This window comes from Delftia sp. UME58 (assembly GCF_014170385.1).
GTDB lineage: Bacteria > Pseudomonadota > Gammaproteobacteria > Burkholderiales > Burkholderiaceae_C > Comamonas > Comamonas acidovorans.
This window is the reverse complement of sequence record NZ_LZZV01000097.1, coordinates 110113-128546: the sequence shown is the minus strand read 5'-3', so window position 1 is coordinate 128546 and position 18434 is coordinate 110113. Positions and strand designations below refer to the sequence as shown.

16 protein-coding genes and 1 riboswitch are annotated in these 18434 nt (G+C 67.4%); of the genes, 14 read left to right on the top strand and 2 right to left on the bottom strand.

Annotated elements, in window-relative coordinates; all coding sequences use genetic code 11:
- Positions 1–30: 30 nt before the first annotated feature.
- Positions 31–1548 (bottom strand): hypothetical protein, encoded by a 1518-nt coding sequence (locus A9976_RS24480; RefSeq protein ID WP_183021151.1) that lies wholly within the window; start codon positions 1546–1548, stop codon positions 31–33.
- Between the two features lie 190 nt (positions 1549–1738).
- Between A9976_RS24480 and A9976_RS24475 the strand changes: the two genes are divergently transcribed.
- From A9976_RS24475 to A9976_RS24425, 11 genes are all read left to right on the top strand, one after another.
- Positions 1739–1837 (top strand): potassium-transporting ATPase subunit F, encoded by a 99-nt coding sequence (locus A9976_RS24475; RefSeq protein ID WP_013800438.1) that lies wholly within the window; start codon positions 1739–1741, stop codon positions 1835–1837.
- Between the two features lie 114 nt (positions 1838–1951).
- Positions 1952–3658 (top strand): potassium-transporting ATPase subunit KdpA, encoded by a 1707-nt coding sequence (kdpA, locus tag A9976_RS24470; protein WP_183021150.1) that lies wholly within the window; start codon positions 1952–1954, stop codon positions 3656–3658.
- A gap of 78 nt (positions 3659–3736) precedes the next feature.
- The gene (gene kdpC, locus A9976_RS24465) at positions 3737–4471 is read left to right on the top strand and encodes a K(+)-transporting ATPase subunit C (RefSeq protein WP_183021149.1); all 735 of its coding nucleotides are present in this window, start codon (positions 3737–3739) and stop codon (positions 4469–4471) included.
- Positions 4472–4474: 3 nt separating this feature from the next.
- The gene (kdpB, locus tag A9976_RS24460) at positions 4475–6559 is read left to right on the top strand and encodes a potassium-transporting ATPase subunit KdpB (protein ID WP_183021148.1); all 2085 of its coding nucleotides are present in this window, start codon (positions 4475–4477) and stop codon (positions 6557–6559) included.
- 83 nt (positions 6560–6642) lie between these two features.
- Entirely contained in the window at positions 6643–7518 is an 876-nt protein-coding gene (locus tag A9976_RS24455; protein ID WP_183021147.1) for a TorF family putative porin, read from the top strand.
- A 46-nt stretch (positions 7519–7564) separates the two neighbouring features.
- Positions 7565–10279 carry a sensor histidine kinase KdpD gene (locus tag A9976_RS24450; protein ID WP_183021146.1) on the top strand — a complete coding sequence of 905 codons (2715 nt, stop codon included), beginning with the start codon at positions 7565–7567 and terminating at the stop codon, positions 10277–10279.
- Positions 10280–10305: 26 nt separating this feature from the next.
- Positions 10306–11040: a response regulator gene (locus A9976_RS24445; RefSeq protein WP_183021145.1), complete on the top strand. Its 735-nt coding sequence runs from the start codon at positions 10306–10308 to the stop codon at positions 11038–11040.
- 7 nt (positions 11041–11047) lie between these two features.
- Positions 11048–11132, top strand: a riboswitch (S-adenosyl-L-homocysteine riboswitch).
- A gap of 70 nt (positions 11133–11202) precedes the next feature.
- Positions 11203–12633 (top strand): adenosylhomocysteinase, encoded by a 1431-nt coding sequence (ahcY, locus tag A9976_RS24440; protein ID WP_183021144.1) that lies wholly within the window; start codon positions 11203–11205, stop codon positions 12631–12633.
- Between the two features lie 175 nt (positions 12634–12808).
- Entirely contained in the window at positions 12809–14011 is a 1203-nt protein-coding gene (locus A9976_RS24435) for a TlyA family RNA methyltransferase (protein WP_183021143.1), read from the top strand.
- A gap of 22 nt (positions 14012–14033) precedes the next feature.
- Positions 14034–14861: a methylenetetrahydrofolate reductase [NAD(P)H] gene (gene metF, locus A9976_RS24430; protein WP_034397320.1), complete on the top strand. Its 828-nt coding sequence runs from the start codon at positions 14034–14036 to the stop codon at positions 14859–14861.
- Between the two features lie 78 nt (positions 14862–14939).
- Positions 14940–15842, top strand: a complete 903-nt coding sequence (locus A9976_RS24425) for a septal ring lytic transglycosylase RlpA family protein (RefSeq protein ID WP_183021142.1) — start codon at positions 14940–14942, stop codon at positions 15840–15842.
- A gap of 7 nt (positions 15843–15849) precedes the next feature.
- Here the strand turns inward: A9976_RS24425 and A9976_RS24420 are convergent, their stop codons facing one another.
- Positions 15850–16722 carry a 23S rRNA (adenine(2030)-N(6))-methyltransferase RlmJ gene (locus A9976_RS24420; protein ID WP_183021141.1) on the bottom strand — a complete coding sequence of 291 codons (873 nt, stop codon included), beginning with the start codon at positions 16720–16722 and terminating at the stop codon, positions 15850–15852.
- Between the two features lie 246 nt (positions 16723–16968).
- Here A9976_RS24420 and rplM point away from each other — a divergent pair, with 246 nt between their 5' ends.
- The 3 genes from rplM (at position 16969) to erpA (ending at position 18390) form a co-directional block, all read left to right on the top strand.
- Positions 16969–17397: a 50S ribosomal protein L13 gene (rplM, locus tag A9976_RS24415; RefSeq protein WP_012207711.1), complete on the top strand. Its 429-nt coding sequence runs from the start codon at positions 16969–16971 to the stop codon at positions 17395–17397.
- A gap of 10 nt (positions 17398–17407) precedes the next feature.
- A complete protein-coding gene (rpsI, locus tag A9976_RS24410; protein WP_012207710.1) occupies positions 17408–17800 on the top strand; it encodes a 30S ribosomal protein S9 in 393 nt (130 codons plus the stop codon).
- 215 nt (positions 17801–18015) lie between these two features.
- Positions 18016–18390, top strand: coding sequence for an iron-sulfur cluster insertion protein ErpA (erpA, locus tag A9976_RS24405; protein ID WP_013800449.1), 375 nt, complete (start codon positions 18016–18018; stop codon positions 18388–18390).
- Positions 18391–18434 lie beyond the last annotated feature (44 nt).

Below are 18434 nucleotides of genomic sequence, written 5' to 3'. Positions count from 1 at the left end.
CGGCGGACGGCCGCGGCGAACCGGCGCATTTTACAGAGCGTGTGCCTGAAGTGTGTTCCGGGAGGAATCCTCCAATGACTTCGGCGATACGGTCGTTGCAGCATTTGCTTTGGAGATGCCTGGGCGCGATATGAGCACAGCCAACAGAGCGGGTGTGAGAACGAAGAATGGCAACAGGTATCGATATTCGCCGGCCGTGGCGAAGACCGCAATGGCGGTCAGGTGAATGGCTGGCGGCACGCTGATCAGCAAGGCTGGCACGTTCTTTTGGCGCACGCCATGCCACAGGACCATGGCCAGCAGCGTGAAGCCCAGCCAGGGCGTCCATAGCAGCCAGCGCCAGGCATGGCTTTGGCGAAGCAGGCCGCGCAGGGCCGTTTCCGATGAATCCAGCCTGAAGATCCGCATTTGCGATTGCGCCTGGGTACGCCTGATCACATGGCGGGCATAGTCGAGCGCCGGGAATCCGCCTTGGGCCAGGGCGGCAGACAGCAGCACGTTGACGCGGCTGGCCGCCACATCGGGCAGGTTGTGCCAGAGGTTGTAGCGCAGGAATTCATGCGCTAGTTCCTTGCGCCGGTCTTCGGTCAGGCCGAAGAGCTGAGGCCCCTGCGGATGGAACACCAGCATGTCCCAGTAGGCCGGGTCCGAGTAGGCGAGCATAAGCTGGCGCGGGGCATGGCCTTCCAGGATCTCCAAAGTGCGTGCCGACAGCTTGGGCGCCTGCAGCACCCAGGGGTCGTTCATGAGAGGCTGCTTTTGCCAGAGATCGTTCATGGCCCTGGGCTGCAGCAGCTTGACCGTTTCGAAGAGCACGAGTGAATCCATGGCGCTTTGCGGTGCGGGCTTGTGCATCTTCGTGCCCGTGTAGGCCAGCGCACACCACAGGCCGATGATGGCGCACAGCGGCAAGCGGCTTTTGCGGTGGACCAGAAAGATCGCAACCACGGCCGGTGCCAGAAAAAGGGCGCCGTTGGCGCGCACGAAAACCGCAAACGGCAGTGCCAGCGCTATGAGGGCCAGGCTGGCCCGGCTGTGTCGTTTCTGGCTGCAAATCCACCAAAGCTCGAACAGCAAGGCGCAGGAGGCCACGGCGAAGATGGCGTCTGGATACAGCGTGGCCATGAAATAGACCATGTGGGGCGCCGCGCAGACGAAGACCAGCAGCACGACGCAAAGCAGGCGGTGCCCGCGCGCCCAGTACCAGGCCAACATGCGCGCAAAGAAGAGGGCGCACAGCAGCAGCAGGATGGCAACGGGCACCTCTACCCTGTGGGTGACACCATAAGTCCAGCGCACGAAGTAGTACCAGAAGGCGCTCTTGCCAGAACGAAAGTGCTCGGGCCTGTCCACTTCCTGGAGGATGGCCGAACTGTCTTCGCCCAGCACGCCGGGCCAGAAGACCAGCAGCCATCCCAGATAGACCAGCACGAGCAGGCCGGCGCTGGCCAGGAAGGCACGGCGCTCCCCATTGCCTTCAAGGCAGGCCTGAGCAGGCGCGGCGGCGGAAGGCGGCGGGCCGGTGGCGGAGATGGATCTGCTGTTCATGGGCCGTCGACGATGCGCCCAGGTCCTTGGGTTGTGGCAGTGCGGTCAGCGGCGGAGCCGCTGACCTTCTTGATGCCGTCTTGATACGGCCCCTGCCAATCTCAACCCATCCTTGACAGCCCCGGCCCTAGAGTTTTCCCCATCGCAACAACAGGTGCCGCCAAGCGGTGCCGATGCGGGAGAAATTCCTATGACCCTGACCGAAATCACCGGATGGCTGGGCGCCCTGGGCGCTCTGGCTGTGTTTGTCTACCTGGGATACGCCTTGCTGCGGCCCGAGCAGTTCTGAGGTGGCGCAGATGCAAGACCTGATCTTTATCGCCCTGAGCCTGGGCTGCTTCGGAGGCCTGCTGGCCTTCGTGGCGGCGCTGGGCCGGATTTGACTGCCTGAAAGGAGACCGCCATGTGGTTGACCTGGATGGAATTTGCACTGGTGCTGCTGGTGATGACGGCGCTGGCCGTGCCCATGGGGCAGTGGCTGGCACGCTGCTTCACGAGTGAGCACCATGCCTGGATCGAGCGGCTGAGCTTTCGCGCCCTGGGCGTGAGCCCGGCCGAGCGCATGGGCTGGCAGCGCTACGGGCTGGCGCTGCTGCTGTCCAACGGCGCCATGCTGCTGCTGGGCTATGCGCTGCTGCGCGTGCAGGGCTGGCTGCCGCTGAATGCGCTGGGCAATGCGGCGCAGACGCCGGACCTGGCCTTCAACACGGCCGCGTCCTTTGTGACCAATACCAACTGGCAGGCGTATTCGGGCGAGAGCAGCCTGTCCAACGCCACGCAGATGGTGGCCATCACCTTCATGATGTTCGCGGGCGCGACCACGGGCGTGGTCGCCGCGGCGGGCTTCATTCGCGGCCTGGCGCGCTCCAGTGCATCGGACCTGGGCAATTACTGGGTGGACTATGTGCGCGTGCTGTGGCGCGTGATGCTGCCGCTGAGTTTCGTGGTGGCCCTGGTCTATGTGTGGCAGGGCGTGCCGCAGGCACTGGATGGCCAGGTCTGGGCGACGACGCTGGAGGGCGCGCGCCAGCAGATCCTGCTGGGCCCTGTGGCCAGCCTGGAGAGCATCAAGCACATCGGCACGAACGGCGGCGGCTTCTTCGGCATGAACGCAGCCCATCCGTTCGAGAACCCCACGCCGCTGACCAATGCCATCCACATCCTTGGCATGCTGCTGATTCCCTCGGCCATGACCTATGCCTTCGGCTCCATGCTGCTGCGCCGCCGCCAGGGCTGGGTGCTGTTCGGCGCCTGCCTGGTGATGTTCGTGGGTTTTATCTCGCTGGTGTTCACGGCCGAGCAGGCCGGCAATCCGCTGCTCACGGCAGCAGGTGCCGACCAGCAGGTCAGCGCCACCCAGCCGGGCGGCAACATGGAGGGCAAGGAGCTGCGCTTCGGCATCGCCGACACGGCGCTGTTCGTGGCCACGACCACGGCCGCGACCACGGGATCGGTCAATGCCATGCATGACTCGCTGACGCCGATGGGCGGGCTGGTGCCGCTGGCGCAGATGATGCTCAACTGCGTGTTCGGCGGTGATGGCGTGGGCCTGATCAACCTGCTGCAGTACGCCATCCTCACGGTCTTCCTGGCCGGCATGATGATTGGCCGCACGCCCGAGTTCCTGGGCAAGAAGATCGAGGCGCGCGAGATCAAGCTGGTGATGCTGGCCGTGATGGCGCACCCCCTCTCCGTCCTGGGCTTCACGGCGCTGGCGGCGGTCTGGCCCGACACGCTGGCCAGCCTGTCCAACCGGGGGCCGCACGGCTTCTCGGAAGTGCTCTACGCCTATGCCTCGGGCACGGCCAACAACGGCTCCGCCTTTGCGGGCCTGAACGCGAACACGCCATTCTTCAACACCACCATCGGCCTGGCCATGCTGGCCGGCCGGTATCTGACGCTGCTGCCCATGCTGGCCCTGGCCGGCAGCCTGGCTGCCAAGCCCACCGTGCCTGCGGGCCCGGGCACCTTCCCGACGGCCACGCCGCTGTTCATGGGGCTGCTGGTCTTCGTGGTGGTCGTGGTCGGCGGGCTGACCTTCCTGCCTTCGCTGGCCCTGGGGCCCGTGGTCGAGCAGCTGCAGATGCTGTCAGGACAGGTCTACCCCTGAACCCCTGAGTCACCTGAGCCCGTTTTTTTCTTGGCCGCCGGTTCTGCCTTGGCAGGGCCGTGCGGCGGAGGTTTCGAGATGCAAGTTCAAACACATACTTCCGGCCCCTTGCCGGTGCTGCGCGCTGATGCGCAGGCCCAAGCGCAGGCCGCTCCTGGCGGGCTGCGCTCGCTGTTCGGCCCCAGCCTGCGGTCGGCGCTGTTCGTCGCCGTGGTCACGGGCCTGGCCTATCCGCTGGTCACCACGCTCGTGGCCCAGGCTGCGTTTCCCAAGACCGCCAATGGCAGCCTGGTCACGCGCCAGGGCTCGGTCGTGGGCTCGGCCCTGATCGGGCAGGAGTTCGCCTCGCCGCGCTATTTCCAGGGCCGGCCCAGCGCCACCACGGCGCCCGATCCCGACAAGGCCGACGCCACGGTGGCCGCGCCCTACAACGCTGCGCTGTCGGCTGCCACCAACCAGGGGCCGACCCATGCTGCGCTCAAGGAGTCCGTGGCGGCGCGCGTGGCCGCCTACCGCGAACTCAATGGCCTGGCTGCAGATGCCACGGTGCCTGTGGATGCCGTGACGGCCTCGGCCTCCGGCCTGGATCCGCACATCTCGGTGGCCAATGCCCAGCTGCAACTGCCGCGCGTGGCCCGCGAGCGCCAGCTGCCCGTGGCCAAGGTCCAGGAACTGCTGCGCCAGCAGGTGCAGCCGCGCGTGCTGGGCCTGCTGGGCGAGCCGCGCGTGAACGTGCTGCAGATGAACCTGGCGCTGGACGATCTCTCGGCCGCGACGCTGCAGCCTGCGGCAGTCCATGCCGCCAAGGAGTAAGCCATGTCGCGCAAAACTGCCTTGTCCCTGTTCGATCCTTCGCTGGTGCGCCAGGCGCTGGGTGACTCCATCCGCAAGCTGGCACCCAGCGCGCAATGGCGCAACCCGGTGATGTTCGTGGTCTACCTGGGCGCCATCTTCACCAGCCTGCTCTGGGCCCAGGCCCTGGCGGGCGAAGGCGAGGCGCCTGCGGGCTTCATCCTGGCGATTGCGCTTTGGCTGTGGTTCACCGTGCTGTTCGCCAACTTTGCGGAGGCGCTGGCCGAGGGGCGCAGCCGCGCCCAGGCCGCCAGCCTGCGCAGCATGAAGCGCAGCACCGTCGCCAAGAAGCTGGAGCAGGCCAACTACCAGAGCCGCTGGCATCCCGTGGGTGCCGAAGAACTGCGTTCGGGCATGTGGGTGCTGGTGGAGGCTGGCGACACCGTGCCGCTGGACGGCACCGTGATCGAGGGCGTGGCCTCGGTGGACGAGAGCGCCATCACCGGCGAATCGGCCCCCGTGATCCGCGAGGCCGGAGGCGACTTCTCGTCGGTCACGGGCGGCACGCGCGTGCTGTCGGACTGGCTGGTGGTGCAGATCACCGTCAATCCCGGCGAGTCCTTCCTCGACCGCATGATCTCCATGGTGGAGTCGGCCCGCCGCCACAAGACGCCCAACGAGCTGGCGCTGACCATTTTGCTGGTCGGGCTGACGCTGCTGTTCCTGCTGGTCATCGTCACGCTGCGGCCCTATTCGTCCTTTGCGGTGGAGCTGACGGGCAGCGGCCAGGTCGTGGGCCTGACGGTGCTGGTGGCCCTGCTGGTGTGCCTGATCCCGACCACCATCGGCGGCCTGCTGTCGGCCATCGGCGTGGCGGGCATGAGCCGCATGATGCAGGCCAACGTGATCGCCACCTCGGGCCGCGCCGTGGAGGCGGCCGGCGACGTGGACGTGCTGCTGCTGGACAAGACCGGCACCATCACGCTGGGCAACCGCCAGGCCAGCGAGTTCCTGCCCGCGCCCGGCGTGACGGCCGCGCAGCTGGTGGATGCGGCGCAGCTGGCCTCGCTGGCCGACGAGACGCCTGAAGGCCGCAGCGTGGTCGTGCTGGCCAAGGAGATGCATGGCCTGCGCGAGCGCGACCTGGCCACGCTGCATGCGGTCTTCGTGCCCTTCACGGCCCAGACGCGCATGAGCGGCGTGGACATGCCCCAGCCGGACGGCGCCACGCGCAGCCTGCGCAAGGGCGCGGCCGATGCCGTGCGCCGTCACGTCGAATCCCTGGGCGGCCAGTTCCCGCCCGCCATGCTCAAGGTGGTGGAGGATGTGTCGCGGCGCGGCAGCACGCCGCTGGTCGTGGCCGACGGTGCCCGCGTACTGGGCGTGATCGAGCTCAAGGACGTGGTCAAGCACGGCATACGCGAACGCTTTGCCGAGCTGCGCCGCATGGGCATCAAGACCGTGATGATCACGGGCGACAACCCGCTCACGGCGGCGGCCATTGCGGCCGAGGCCGGCGTGGACGACTACCTGGCCGAAGCCACGCCCGAGGACAAGCTGCGCCTGATCCGCGAACACCAGGCCGCAGGCCGCCTGGTGGCCATGACCGGCGACGGCACCAATGACGCGCCCGCACTGGCCCAGGCCGATGTGGCCGTGGCCATGAACAGCGGCACCCAGGCGGCCAAGGAAGCCGGCAACATGGTGGACCTGGACAGCAACCCGACCAAGCTCATCGAGGTCGTGGAGACCGGCAAGCAGATGCTGATGACGCGCGGCGCGCTGACCACCTTCAGCGTGGCCAACGACGTGGCCAAGTACTTCGCCATCATCCCGGCCGCCTTCGTGGGCACGTATCCGCAGCTGTCGGCGCTCAATGTCATGGGACTGGCCAGCCCGGGCTCGGCCATCCTGAGCGCCGTGATCTTCAACGCGCTGATCATCATCGTGCTGATTCCGCTGGCCTTGCGTGGCGTTCCCTACCACGCCATCGGCGCCTCGGCCCTGCTGCGGCGCAACCTGCTGGTCTACGGACTGGGGGGCCTGGTCGTTCCCTTCATCGGCATCAAGCTGATCGACATGCTGCTGGTGGCTCTGGGCCTGGCCTGATCTTTGGCGGCAAGCCTGCCCGGCCGGGCAGGCACCGCCTTGCTTTCTCTGTACAAAAAACCAAGATGAAATCCGTTTCTTCCATGACGACCGCTTGTGCCGTCCCCCGTTTCTTCCCCCGTGTTTCACTGGCTGCACTGTTGTCGCTGGCGGCCGCATCCTGCCATGCGCAGGCCGAGACCTCCCCCGTCAGCGCTGCCAGCGCCGCTGCCCAGGAATCGCCCGCACCCGCCTACGCGCTCACCGGCAGCGTGGCGCTGCTCAGCGACTACCGTTTCCGTGGCATCTCGCAAAGCTGGATGGGGCCGGCGCTGCAGGGCGGGCTGGAGCTGTCGCTGCCGCGCGGCGCCTACCTGGGCGTGTCCGGCTCCAGCGTGTCGCGGCACAGCTATCTGGACGGCCGCGCACTGGAGCTGGACCTGTACGGCGGCTGGCGCACCGAATTGCCGGCGGGCTGGACGGGTGACATCGGCCTGCTGCACTACAACTACCCCGGCGCGCGCGTGCCCCGCGGGGATGGCAGCGGCGGCGTGCGCTACGACACCACCGAGGCCTATCTGGGCGTCACCAACGGCGGCTTCAGCGCCAAATGGTCGCTGGCGCTCACGCCTTACTTCGGGCTGCGCGACAGCACGGCGGCCACGGCCTTTGCCGAGGCACTTCCCGGCAGCGGCAGCTCACGCGGCAGCAGTTATCTGGACCTGAACTACCAGCACCCGCTGGGCGACTGGGCCGTGCTGGGCCTGCATGCCGGCCACACGCAGGTGCGCAACTACAGCGCACTGTCGTATGCCGACTGGCGCGTCTCGCTGGCCCGCAGCTGGGGCCCATGGACGGCCACGCTGGCCTGGGCCGGCACCTCGGCCGACACGCGCTACTACCGCGCGGCCAACGCGGCGGGCCAGATGCAAAGCCTGGGGCGCAGCGGCTGGGTGCTGTCGCTGTCGGCGGCGTTCTAGGCGTCCTTCTGGTGTTTGAGCACGCCCTGGTGCTAGGCTGAGAACCATGCCCATTTCGCCCTCTGCCGACCCGGCTTCGCCCGGCCTGCCGCGCCCCGATCCCGACGCCCTGGTCGCGCGCCTGCGCCATGAGCAGGCGCAGGCGGGCAGGGGCAAGCTGCGCATCTACTTCGGATCGAATGCAGGCGTGGGCAAGACCTACGCCATGCTGGCCGCCGCCCAGCGCGAACGCCAGGGGGGCCGCGAGGTTCTGGTGGGACTCGTGGAAACCCATGGCCGCAAGGAAACGGCGCAGCAACTGCATGGCCTGGAGCAACTGCCGCTGCGCGAGCTGCCGCACCAGGGGCGGACGCTGCGCGAGTTCGACCTGGATGCGGCGCTCGCGCGGCGGCCGCGCGTGCTGCTGCTCGATGAGCTGGCGCACAGCAATGCGCCAGGCTCGCGCCATCCCAAGCGCTGGCAGGACGTGCAGGAACTGCTGGACGCGGGCATCGATGTCTGGACCACGATCAACGTGCAGCACCTGGAAAGCCTGAACGACGTGGTGGGCGGCATCGTGGGCATCACGGTGCGCGAGACCGTGCCCGACCAGGTCTTCGACGATGCCGACGAGGTCATCGTCGTCGATATCTCGCCCGACGAGCTGCTGCGCCGGTTGAAGGACGGCAAGGTCTACATGCTGGAGCAGGCCGAGCGGGCCTCGCGCAATTTCTTTCGCCGTGGCAACCTGCTGGCGCTGCGCGAACTGGCGCTGCGCCGCACGGCCGACCGCGTGGACGAGGACATGCGCGACTACCGGCGCGAGCGCTCCATAGGCACGGTCTGGCCTGCACGCGAGCGCCTGCTGGTGGCGGTGGCCGGCCGCGCAGGCGACGATGCGCTGGTGCGCCAGGTCGCGCGCATGGTGCGCCGGCTCGATGCGGACTGGATGGTGGTCTACGTGGACGCCCCCCAGCGCCAGCACCGCCCGCGCAGCGTGCAGGCCGCCGTGCTCAAGACCCTGGCCCTGGCCGCTCGCCTGGGCGCCGAGACGGCCACGCTGCCGGGCGCCGATGTGGCCGAGGCCCTGGTCGCCTTCGCGCGCGAGCGCAACGCCAGCCGCCTGGTGCTGGCCCAGCCGCCACGCCCGGCCTGGTCGCCCTGGCGCTGGTGGACGCGCAGCCTGCCCGACCGCATCACGCACCTGCATCCCGATATCGATGTGCTGGTGCTCTCCGGTGGCTCCAGCGCGGCCCGGACCGAGGCCCCTCCTGCCGCAACTTCCGCGCTGCTGCGGCGCGCACCGCTGCCGTGGAAGGGCTATGCCGGCGTCACCCTGGCTTGCCTGGCCGCCACGGTGTTGGCCGAGCAGCTGCTGCGCGTCTTCGACCCGGCCAACGTGGTCATGCTGTTCCTGCTCATCGTCGTGCTGTCTTCGCTGCGCTGGGGGCGGGGCCCCGGTGCCTGGGCCGCGTTGCTGTCGGTACTGTGCTTCGACTACTTCTTCGTGCCGCCGCGCGGCTCCTTCCATGTCAACGACACGCAGTACCTGTTCACCTTCGTGCTGATGCTGGGCGTGGCCCTGGTCTGCGGCCAGCTCATGGCGCGGCTGCGGCATGAGGCGCGCGTGGCGGCCGAGCGCGAGCGCCGCGCGGGCGCCCTGGCACGGCTGGCGCGCGACCTGTCGGGCGCGCTCACGCAGGAGCAGGTGGTGGAGATCGCGCTGCGCACGGTCTCGGGCGTGTTCGACGCCCAGGCCGGACTGCTGCTGCCCGATGCCGACGAGCGCCTGCGGCCCGCGGGCGGCGGCCCCTGCCCCATGGACGACAGCATTGCGCGTTGGGCCATGGACCACGGCCAGCAGGCCGGCCAGGGCACGGACACGCTGCCGGCCGCACCGGCCCGCTATGTGCCGCTGGCCGCACCCGTGCGCATGCGCGGCGTGCTGGTGCTGCAGCTGCGTGCGCCGCAGCGCCTGGAGGTGCCCGAGGAGCAGCGCCTGCTGGAGGCCTGCGCCAGCCAGGTGGCGCTGGCGCTGGAGCGCCAGCACTTCGTGGCCGTGGCCCAGCAGACCCAGATCGCCATGGAGGGCGAACGCATGCGCAACACCCTGCTGTCGGCCGTCTCGCACGACCTGCGCACCCCGCTGACCACCATCCTGGGCGCGGCCGAGGCCGCGCAGCGCCATGTGCCGCCGGGCGGCGCGGCCGACATGCTGGAGCAGGTCCGCATCCAGGCGCAGGCCATGCAGCGCCTGGTGGAGAACCTGCTGGACATGGCGCGCCTGCAGCAAGGCGGCGTGCACCTGCAGCGCGAATGGCTGCCGCTGGACGAAGTGGTCGGCAGCGCGCTGCGCCAGATGCGCGCGCGCCTGGGCCAGCATCCCGTGAGCACCGACGTGCCCGCCAGCCTGCCGCTGCTGCAGCTCGATGCCCTGCTCATGGAGCGCGTGCTGGTCAATCTGCTGGACAACGCCGCCAAGTACACGCCGGCCGGCACGCCGCTGGCCATCAGTGCGCGCGTGCAGGATGGCGAACTGCTGCTGTCCGTGCGCGACGGCGGGCCGGGCCTGCCGTCCCACCTGCCGGTGGAGACGCTGTTCGAGCCCTTCACGCGCGGCACGGCCGAGTCCACCGTCTCGGGCATAGGCCTGGGCCTCGCACTGGTGCGCAGCATTGTCGAGGCGCATGGCGGGCGCATCGAGGCTGCCGCCGCGCGGCCCGGCCCAGGCACCGTCTTCACGCTGCGCTTTCCCGTGCCCGAGCAGCCTGCGCTGGATTAGAGTCCCGCCATGCACGAAAGCCTCCCATGAGCACGCCTGTCAACCGCATCCTGATGATCGAGGACGACCCCGGCATCCGCCGCTTCGTGCGCCTGGTGCTGGAAGACGAAGGCTGGCAGGTCTTCGAGGCAGACAGCGCGCGCCGGGGCCTGATCGAGGCGGCGAGCCGCCAGCCCGACCTGGTCATCCTCGACCTGGGCCTGCCGGATGCCGACGGCAAGCAGGTTCTCACCGAGCTGCGCGGATGGTCCTCCGTGCCCGTGCTCGTGCTTTCCGCGCGCGAGCGCGAGGACGAGAAGGTGGCCGCATTGGATGCCGGCGCCGACGACTACCTGGTCAAGCCCTTCGGCGTGCCCGAGCTGCTGGCCCGGCTGCGCGTGATGCTGCGGCGGCGTCAGCAGCTGGGGCCCGCGGGCGGCGCAGGCGCCTCCAGCCAGGTGCACTTCGGCCCGGTGCAGGTGGACCTGGCCACGCATGAGGTGCGGCGCGCGGGGCAGCCGGTGCACCTCACGCCCATCGAATTCCGCCTGCTGGCGGCCCTGATCGCCGCCCAGGGCCGGGTGCTCACCCACCGCCAGCTGCTGCTGCAGGTCTGGGGCCCCGAGTACCTGGGCCGTGCCCATTACCTGCGCGTGCACATGGCCAATCTGCGCCAGAAGATCGAGGACGAGCCGGCCCAGCCGCGCCACCTGGTGACCGAGCTGCAGGTGGGCTACCGGCTTGTGGGGCTGGGCGGTGAGGCATCCCCGGGATCGGTATAATCAGCGCCTCTCCGAGGAGCGTTGCAGCGGCCCCCACACATCAGGCGTGGTCGCGAGGCTCGGAGTCATACCTGCAACGACGCTCGCCCACGCTTTCTGTGCGGTGAGCTTTTTTTCGTCTCCCGCAGAACGTGGTTTTTCATTCATCTTTTGGAGAAAACCATGAACGCTGCTGTTCGTCCCGTTTCCGCCGACACGGCCATCGCTGACATTTCCCTTGCCGCCTGGGGCCGCAAGGAAATCCTGATCGCCGAAACCGAAATGCCCGGCCTGATGGCCACGCGCGAGGAATTCGCCGCTGCCCAGCCCCTCAAGGGCGCGCGCATCACCGGCTCGCTGCACATGACCATCCAGACGGCCGTGCTGATCGAGACGCTCAAGGCCCTGGGCGCCGAAGTGCGCTGGGCGTCGTGCAACATCTTCTCGACGCAGGACCATGCCGCCGCCGCCATCGCCGCCACGGGCACGCCCGTGTTCGCCATCAAGGGTGAATCGCTGGCCGACTACTGGGACTACACCCACCGCATCTTTGAATTCGGCGCCGCCGGCACCGAAGGCGAAGGCCCGAACATGATCCTGGACGACGGCGGCGACGCCACCATGCTGCTGCACCTGGGCATGCGCGCCGAAAAGGACCTGTCCGTGCTGGACAACCCCGCCTCCGAAGAAGAGAAGATCGCCTTCGCCGCCATCCGCGCCAAGCTGGCCCAGGACCCCACCTGGTACACGCGCAAGAGCGCCCACATCATCGGCGTGACCGAAGAGACCACGACCGGCGTGCACCGCCTCAACGAGATGTCGGCCAAGGGCACGCTGAAGTTCCGTGCCATCAACGTCAACGACTCGGTCACCAAGAGCAAGTTCGACAACCTCTACGGCTGCCGCGAATCTCTGGTGGACGGCATCAAGCGCGCCACCGACGTGATGATCGCCGGCAAGGTTGCCGTGGTGGCCGGCTACGGCGACGTGGGCAAGGGCTGCGCCCAGGCGCTGCGCGCGCTGTCGGCCCAGGTGTGGGTCACCGAGATCGATCCCATCAACGCCCTGCAGGCGGCCATGGAAGGCTACAAGGTCGTGACCATGGAGTGGGCAGCCGACAAGGCCGACATCTTCGTGACCACCACCGGCAACCGCGACATCATCCGCCACGAGCACATGGTGGCCATGAAGAACGAAGCCATCGTCTGCAACATCGGCCACTTCGACAACGAGATCGACGTCGCCTCCATCGAGCAGTACCAGTGGGAAGAAATCAAGCCCCAGGTGGACCACATCACCTTCCCTGACGGCAAGAAGATCATCCTGCTGGCCAAGGGCCGCCTGGTGAACCTGGGCTGCGCCACCGGCCACCCCAGCTTCGTGATGAGCGCCTCGTTCGCCAACCAGACCATCGCCCAGATCGAGCTGTTCACCAAGCCCGATGCCTACGAGGTCGGCAAGGTCTACGTGCTGCCCAAGATCCTGGACGAGAAGGTCGCCCGCCTGCACCTGAAGAAGGTCGGCGCCATGCTGACCGAACTGACGGACGGCCAGGCTGCCTATATCGGCGTGAGCAAGCAGGGTCCCTACAAGCCCGAAACTTATCGCTACTAAGCACCCCCTGAGCGGCTTGCGCCGCTTCCCCCTCTCTACTTGCTTCGCAAGGGAGGGGGACGACACCCTCGCGGCGGGGCGGCCCTTGCTCGGTGTCCCTGAGTTGGGCCCTGCCAGTTGTGGGGTGCGACGCCGCTTGGCGTCATTGGTTTAGAGATTTCCTGGGAACGACGCTATGCGCGCAGATGTATTTTTGGTGGAAGCCGGCCATGCGGCCACGCGCTCGCAGGCGCAGCGGCTGATTGCGGGTGGCGTGCAATGGCGCATGACGCCGCTGACGCCTTGGAAGAAGGTTGCCAAGAACGGCGACGAGATTCCTGCGGGGGCCGAGCTGCAGTTGCTGGACGGGGCCGAGGCCCGGTTCATCTCGCGCGGCGGGCTGAAGCTGGAAGGCGCGCTGGCGGCCACCAAGCTGTCGGTGCAGGGCCTGCGCTGCCTGGACGTGGGCCAGAGCACGGGCGGCTTCACCGACTGCCTGCTGCAGGCGGGCGCCGCCCAGGTCATCGGCGTGGATGTGGGCCATGGCCAGTTGCATGACCGGCTGCGCTCGGATGTGCGCGTGATCTGCGTCGAGGGCGTCAATGCCCGCGCGGTGACGGCCGAGGGCCTGCAGGAGTCCTGCGAGGAAGTGCTGTCCGAACGCTGGGAAGAAGATCCCGACGACAACGACACCCAGCCCGTGGCGCCCTATGCCTGGATGCGCAACGGCGGTCTGGTCGATGAAGACTACGACGACAGCGACGACGCCAAGGAAAAAGAGATCGAGGCCTTCAAGGCCGAGCGCGCGGCCAAGGGCAAGGCCCGGGAAGAAGGCACGGTGGCCACGCAGCGCCGCCGCCGCGCGGAGTTTGCCGACGTGGACATCACGCCGCAGTTCGACTTCGTCACGGGCGATCTGTCCTTCATCTCGCTGACCCTGGTGCTGCCGGCCGTCACGCGCCTGCTCAAGCCGCATGGCCAGCTGCTGATGCTGGTCAAGCCGCAGTTCGAACTGCAGCCGGGCCAGGTCGGCAAGGGCGGCATCGTGCGCGATGCGGCCCTGTTCACCGAGGTGGAGCAGCGCATCCGCACCTGCCTGGGCGAGCTGGGCCTGGAGGTCAAGGGCTGGATGGAGTCGGCCATCGAAGGCGGTGACGGCAACCGCGAATTCTTCGTGCATGCCCAGCAGGCGGCCGTGGTGAAGGAGCCTGCACAGCCTGAAACGCAGGACGACGACGAGCCCCGTTCGGCCGTGAAGGCCGCGCCTAAGCCGGCCGCGCCCAAGCGCGTGTCCCGCACCGTGCTGCGCGAGCAGCGCAACGAGCGTGTGATCGACACCAGCACCGAGTTCGGCGTGCCCGGACCGGGGCGCGCCAAGCTGCGCAAACGCAACGAATGAAACACTGAGCAGTGAGTCTTACATGAGCTTTCCGATCAGCTTCGAATTCTTCCCGACCAAGACGCCCGAAGGCGCGGCCAAGCATGTGCAGGTGCGCAAGAACCTCTATGCGCGCAAGCCCCAGTTCTGCTCCGTCACCTATGGCGCGGGCGGCTCCACACAGGCCGGCACCTTCAACATGGTGCGTGACATCCAGAGCGAAGGCGTCAGCGCAGCATCGCATTTCTCCTGCGTGGGCGCCACGCACGACAAGGTGCGTGCCGAGCTGCAGGAGCTCAAGGCCATGGGCGTGCGCCGCATCGTCGCGCTGCGCGGCGACCTGCCCAGCGGCTACGGCCTGGGCGGTGAATTCCAGTACGCCAGCGACCTCGTGGAATTCATCCGCCGCGAGTTCGGCGACTGGTTCCACATCGAGGTGGCAGCCTATCCCGAGGTCCATCCGCAGGCGAAATCCCCACATTCCGATCTGGAAGCGTTTGCGGCTAAAGTGCGCGCTGGCGCGGATTCCGCGATCACCCAATATTTCTACAATGCCGACGCCTACTGCCGTTTCGTTGATGCGGCGCGCGGCATGGGGCTTGATGCACCGGTTGTTCCCGGCATCATGCCCATCACCAGCTCTACGCAGCTGATGCGCTTCTCGGACGCCTGCGGCGCCGAGATCCCGCGCTGGATCCGCCTGCGTCTGCAGGCTTACGGAGATGACACGGCGTCCATTCGCGCCTTCGGCCTCGATGTCGTGTCCCGTCTATGCGAGCAGTTGCGCAGCCAGGGCGCTCCCGGGCTGCACTTCTATACGATGAACCAGAGCGTCGCCACGCTGGAAATCTGCGATCGATTGGGCCTTTGAGCGCGCAGCCACTGCGCCGGCCCCGGGCGGCCCTCTAGAACTTGGGAACGGTCAGGCGTTCCCTGGAGGTTTTTGCCCATGGATCGTAATTTTCGACGCCCGCATTGGCGCTGGCTGGCCATGTGTGCCATCACCGCCACCCTGGCTGGCTGCGCACCGGCTCCCGTGGCCGAAACCGATGCCGAGTCCGGTGCCTTGATGGCGGGTGCGGCAGGGGCCGCAACCGTGGCCGAGGGCCAGACGCCAGCGGCCGTGCCCTCGGCCGGCAAGCGCGGTGGCCGCACTTCGCGGGCCGCGCAGCCGGCCAGCAAATCCTCGGATGCCAAGCCCTCCGAGCCGGCCTCGCCCGAAGACAGTGCCGAGGCGCCCTCCAATCCCGACTTCGCCCTTGTGCCGTCGCGCGACAGCGACCAGCAAGGCCTGGCATCCTGGTACGGCCCGGGCCTGCATGGCAGGCTGACGGCCAGCGGCGAGCGTTTCGACAAGGAAGAACTGACGGCTGCGCACCGCAGCTTCGCCTTCGGCAGCCGTGTCTGCGTGCGCAGCGCCGCGACAGGCAGGACGGTGGTGGTGCGCATCAATGACCGAGGCCCGTTCGCTCCCGGCCGCGTGATCGACCTGAGCCAGGCTGCTGCGCAGGAGCTGGGCATGGTCGGCCTGGGCATCAAGCCCGTGGAGCTGTGGCAGCTCGACGAAGGCGAGGAAGAGTGCCCCGAAACCCTGGTCACGGCCAGGAAGGCCGAGTCCCTCAAGAAGACGCAGCAGGCCAAGGCACAGGCACAAACACAGGCGCGGACCCAGGTTCAGGCAAAGGCCCCGGTCCGGCCGCGCGTGCAGGCCAAGGCACCCGCGCCCAGGCCCAATGCACGCACGGCCGTGGCCAGCCGTGCCGCCCCTGCCGCCAAGCCGGTGGCGAAGGCCGCTGCGCCTGCCGCAGCCTCGGCCACGGCAGTGGCCTCTGCCGCATCGAGCTCGCGCTGAGCCGCGTTCAGCCGCCGGATTCGAGCGTGAAGGCCGCGTTCTCGTCCTGACCGAGCAGCTTGACCAGCTGCGGCATGGCCGGCTTGAGCTGTTCCTTGAGATTGAACGGCGGATTGATCAGGAACATGCCGCTGGCCGGCAGGCCGCCGCGCTCCGAGGTCTTGTTGCTCTTGACCGTGAGCTCCACGTGCAGCCAGCTCTTGCCGGCCTTGGTGGTCATGGTCTTCAGGCGGCGCGGCAGATCGTGCGCCTCGGGGCGCGGGATGATCGGATACCAGACCGCATAGGTGCCTGTGGCAAAGCGCTTGAGACTGTCGGCCGCCATGTCCAGCACCTTGGCGTAGTCGCTCTTGAGCTCGTAGCTGGGGTCGCACAGCACCAGGGCGCGGCGCGACGGTGGCGGCAGGAATTTCTTGATGCCCTCGAAGCCGTCCTCATGCAGCACGGCCACCTGGCGGCCCGCTTCGAGCTGGGCAATGTTGCCCGCCAGCGAGCGCATGTCGGTGGGGTGCAGCTCGAAGACCTTGAGCTTGTCGCGCTCCTGCACGCGCAGCAGGGACTGGATGATGAAGGGCGAGCCCGGGTAGTTGCGCAGCTGCGCGCCCTGGTTGAAGGAGCGCACCGTGGCCAGGTAGGCCTGCAGCACCGGGGCCAGCTCGGCCTCCTTGGCCTGGGCCAGGCGCAGGATGCCGTCGGCGGACTCGCCGCTCTTGTTGGCGTAGTCGCCGTCCAGTCGGTACAGGCCGGCGCCGGCGTGCGTGTCCAGCACCGTGAGGGCGGCATCCTTCTGGAGGAGGTATTGCAGGGTGGCGATCAGCACGGTGTGCTTGAGCACATCGGCATGGTTGCCTGCATGGAAGGCGTGGCGGTAACTGAACATAGGCGTATGGTAACCAGCCGCGCTGCCGGGTGGTTGTCCGTGGCGGCTGAAGGATGGGGGCCGGCGCTGAAGCCAGGGCGGCGCAAGGGGGATGGCGAAGGCCTGCCGTTTTTGTATAATGGAGGGCTTCGCAGCGATTTTAGGGTCCCGCGGCGAAGTTTACATCCCCGCCTAAGAGGCTTCCTTTTTGAAGAAGCGCCGACCGCGGAAAAGGACCCGCCAAACCTTTCTTGAAAGAGAAAACTCATGTCTACATTCAGCGCAAAGCCCGCTGAGGTGCAACACGAGTGGTTTGTGATTGACGCCACCGATAAGGTGCTCGGACGTGTCGCCAGCGAAGTGGCACTCCGTCTGCGCGGCAAGCACAAAGCCATTTACACACCTCACGTTGACACCGGCGACTTCATCGTCATCATCAACGCCTCCAAGCTCAAGGTCACCGGCACCAAGAACCTGGACAAGGTGTACTACCGCCACTCTGGTTTCCCCGGCGGCATCACTGCCACCAACTTCCGCGACATGCAGGCCAAGTTCCCCGGCCGCGCTCTGGAAAAGGCCGTCAAGGGCATGCTGCCCAAGGGTCCCCTGGGCTACGCAATGATCAAGAAGCTCAAGGTGTACGGCGGTGCTGAGCATCCCCACACCGCCCAGCAGCCCAAGGCTCTGGAAATCTAAGGAGACCTAGATGATTGGTGATTGGAACAATGGCACCGGCCGTCGCAAATCCAGCGTCGCGCGCGTGTTCCTGAAGAAGGGCTCCGGCAAGATTACCGTGAATGGCAAGGACATTCAGGAATACTTCGGCCGCGAAACCTCGATCATGATCGCAAAGCAGCCCCTGGCTCTGACGAGCAACCTGGAAGCTTTCGACATTCAAGTGAACGTCCACGGTGGTGGTGAATCCGGCCAGGCCGGCGCTACCCGCCACGGCATCACCCGCGCCCTGATCGACTATGACGCAGCGCTCAAGCCCGTCCTGAGCCAAGCCGGCTTCGTGACGCGTGACGCTCGTGAAGTCGAACGTAAGAAGGTCGGCCTGCGCTCCGCACGCCGCGCCAAGCAGTTCTCCAAGCGTTAATCCGCTGGCACTGCAGGAAAGTCCCCCGGGGCTTTCCCCAGAAAAAAAACCGCCTTTGCCGGCGGTTTTTTTCTGGGCGATGCAAACCCTTCGCATTCACCTTCGCCGTCGGTGGCCAATGCCCCCACTTGCACTGTCGTCAAGCCGGCGGCCCCGGGAATTCCCGAGCCCTTTGCTGTACCATTCGGGCCAATTGAGAACTTCGGAGTATCCCCATGAGCGCCGTCGCAGAAATCACCGAAACCACCACCGCCGAAATGCCCACCCCGATCGTCTTCACCGACAGCGCAGCTGCCAAGGTGGCCGATCTGATCGCCGAGGAAGGCAACCCCGACCTGAAGCTGCGCGTGTTCGTGCAGGGTGGCGGATGCTCGGGCTTCCAGTACGGCTTCACCTTCGACGAGATCACCAACGACGACGACACGACCATGACCAAGAATGGCGTGTCGCTGCTGATCGACGCCATGAGCTACCAGTACCTGGTGGGTGCCGAGATCGACTACAAGGAAGACCTGCAGGGCGCGCAGTTCGTGATCAAGAACCCCAACGCCTCCACCACCTGCGGCTGCGGATCGAGCTTCTCGGTATAAGCCTTGTCGGCCGCGCTGCAGTGGGGCCCGCAGCAGCCCGCCGC

What these genes read in the sequence shown, in the direction of transcription:
- kdpB (WP_183021148.1), top strand. Translation starts at nt 4,475, where the DNA reads ATGTCGCGCAAAACTGCCTTGTCCCTGTTCGATCCTTCGCTGGTGCGC.
- ahcY (WP_183021144.1), top strand. Translation starts at nt 11,203, where the DNA reads ATGAACGCTGCTGTTCGTCCCGTTTCCGCCGACACGGCCATCGCTGAC.
- erpA (WP_013800449.1), top strand. Translation starts at nt 18,016, where the DNA reads ATGAGCGCCGTCGCAGAAATCACCGAAACCACCACCGCCGAAATGCCC.
- A9976_RS24420 (WP_183021141.1), bottom strand. Translation starts at nt 16,722, where the DNA reads ATGTTCAGTTACCGCCACGCCTTCCATGCAGGCAACCATGCCGATGTG.
- A9976_RS24455 (WP_183021147.1), top strand. Translation starts at nt 6,643, where the DNA reads ATGACGACCGCTTGTGCCGTCCCCCGTTTCTTCCCCCGTGTTTCACTG.
- metF (WP_034397320.1), top strand. Translation starts at nt 14,034, where the DNA reads ATGAGCTTTCCGATCAGCTTCGAATTCTTCCCGACCAAGACGCCCGAA.
- A9976_RS24435 (WP_183021143.1), top strand. Translation starts at nt 12,809, where the DNA reads ATGCGCGCAGATGTATTTTTGGTGGAAGCCGGCCATGCGGCCACGCGC.
- A9976_RS24475 (WP_013800438.1), top strand. Translation starts at nt 1,739, where the DNA reads ATGACCCTGACCGAAATCACCGGATGGCTGGGCGCCCTGGGCGCTCTG.
- kdpC (WP_183021149.1), top strand. Translation starts at nt 3,737, where the DNA reads ATGCAAGTTCAAACACATACTTCCGGCCCCTTGCCGGTGCTGCGCGCT.
- rplM (WP_012207711.1), top strand. Translation starts at nt 16,969, where the DNA reads ATGTCTACATTCAGCGCAAAGCCCGCTGAGGTGCAACACGAGTGGTTT.
- A9976_RS24450 (WP_183021146.1), top strand. Translation starts at nt 7,565, where the DNA reads ATGCCCATTTCGCCCTCTGCCGACCCGGCTTCGCCCGGCCTGCCGCGC.
- A9976_RS24445 (WP_183021145.1), top strand. Translation starts at nt 10,306, where the DNA reads ATGAGCACGCCTGTCAACCGCATCCTGATGATCGAGGACGACCCCGGC.
- kdpA (WP_183021150.1), top strand. Translation starts at nt 1,952, where the DNA reads ATGTGGTTGACCTGGATGGAATTTGCACTGGTGCTGCTGGTGATGACG.
- A9976_RS24425 (WP_183021142.1), top strand. Translation starts at nt 14,940, where the DNA reads ATGGATCGTAATTTTCGACGCCCGCATTGGCGCTGGCTGGCCATGTGT.
- A9976_RS24480 (WP_183021151.1), bottom strand. Translation starts at nt 1,548, where the DNA reads ATGAACAGCAGATCCATCTCCGCCACCGGCCCGCCGCCTTCCGCCGCC.
- rpsI (WP_012207710.1), top strand. Translation starts at nt 17,408, where the DNA reads ATGATTGGTGATTGGAACAATGGCACCGGCCGTCGCAAATCCAGCGTC.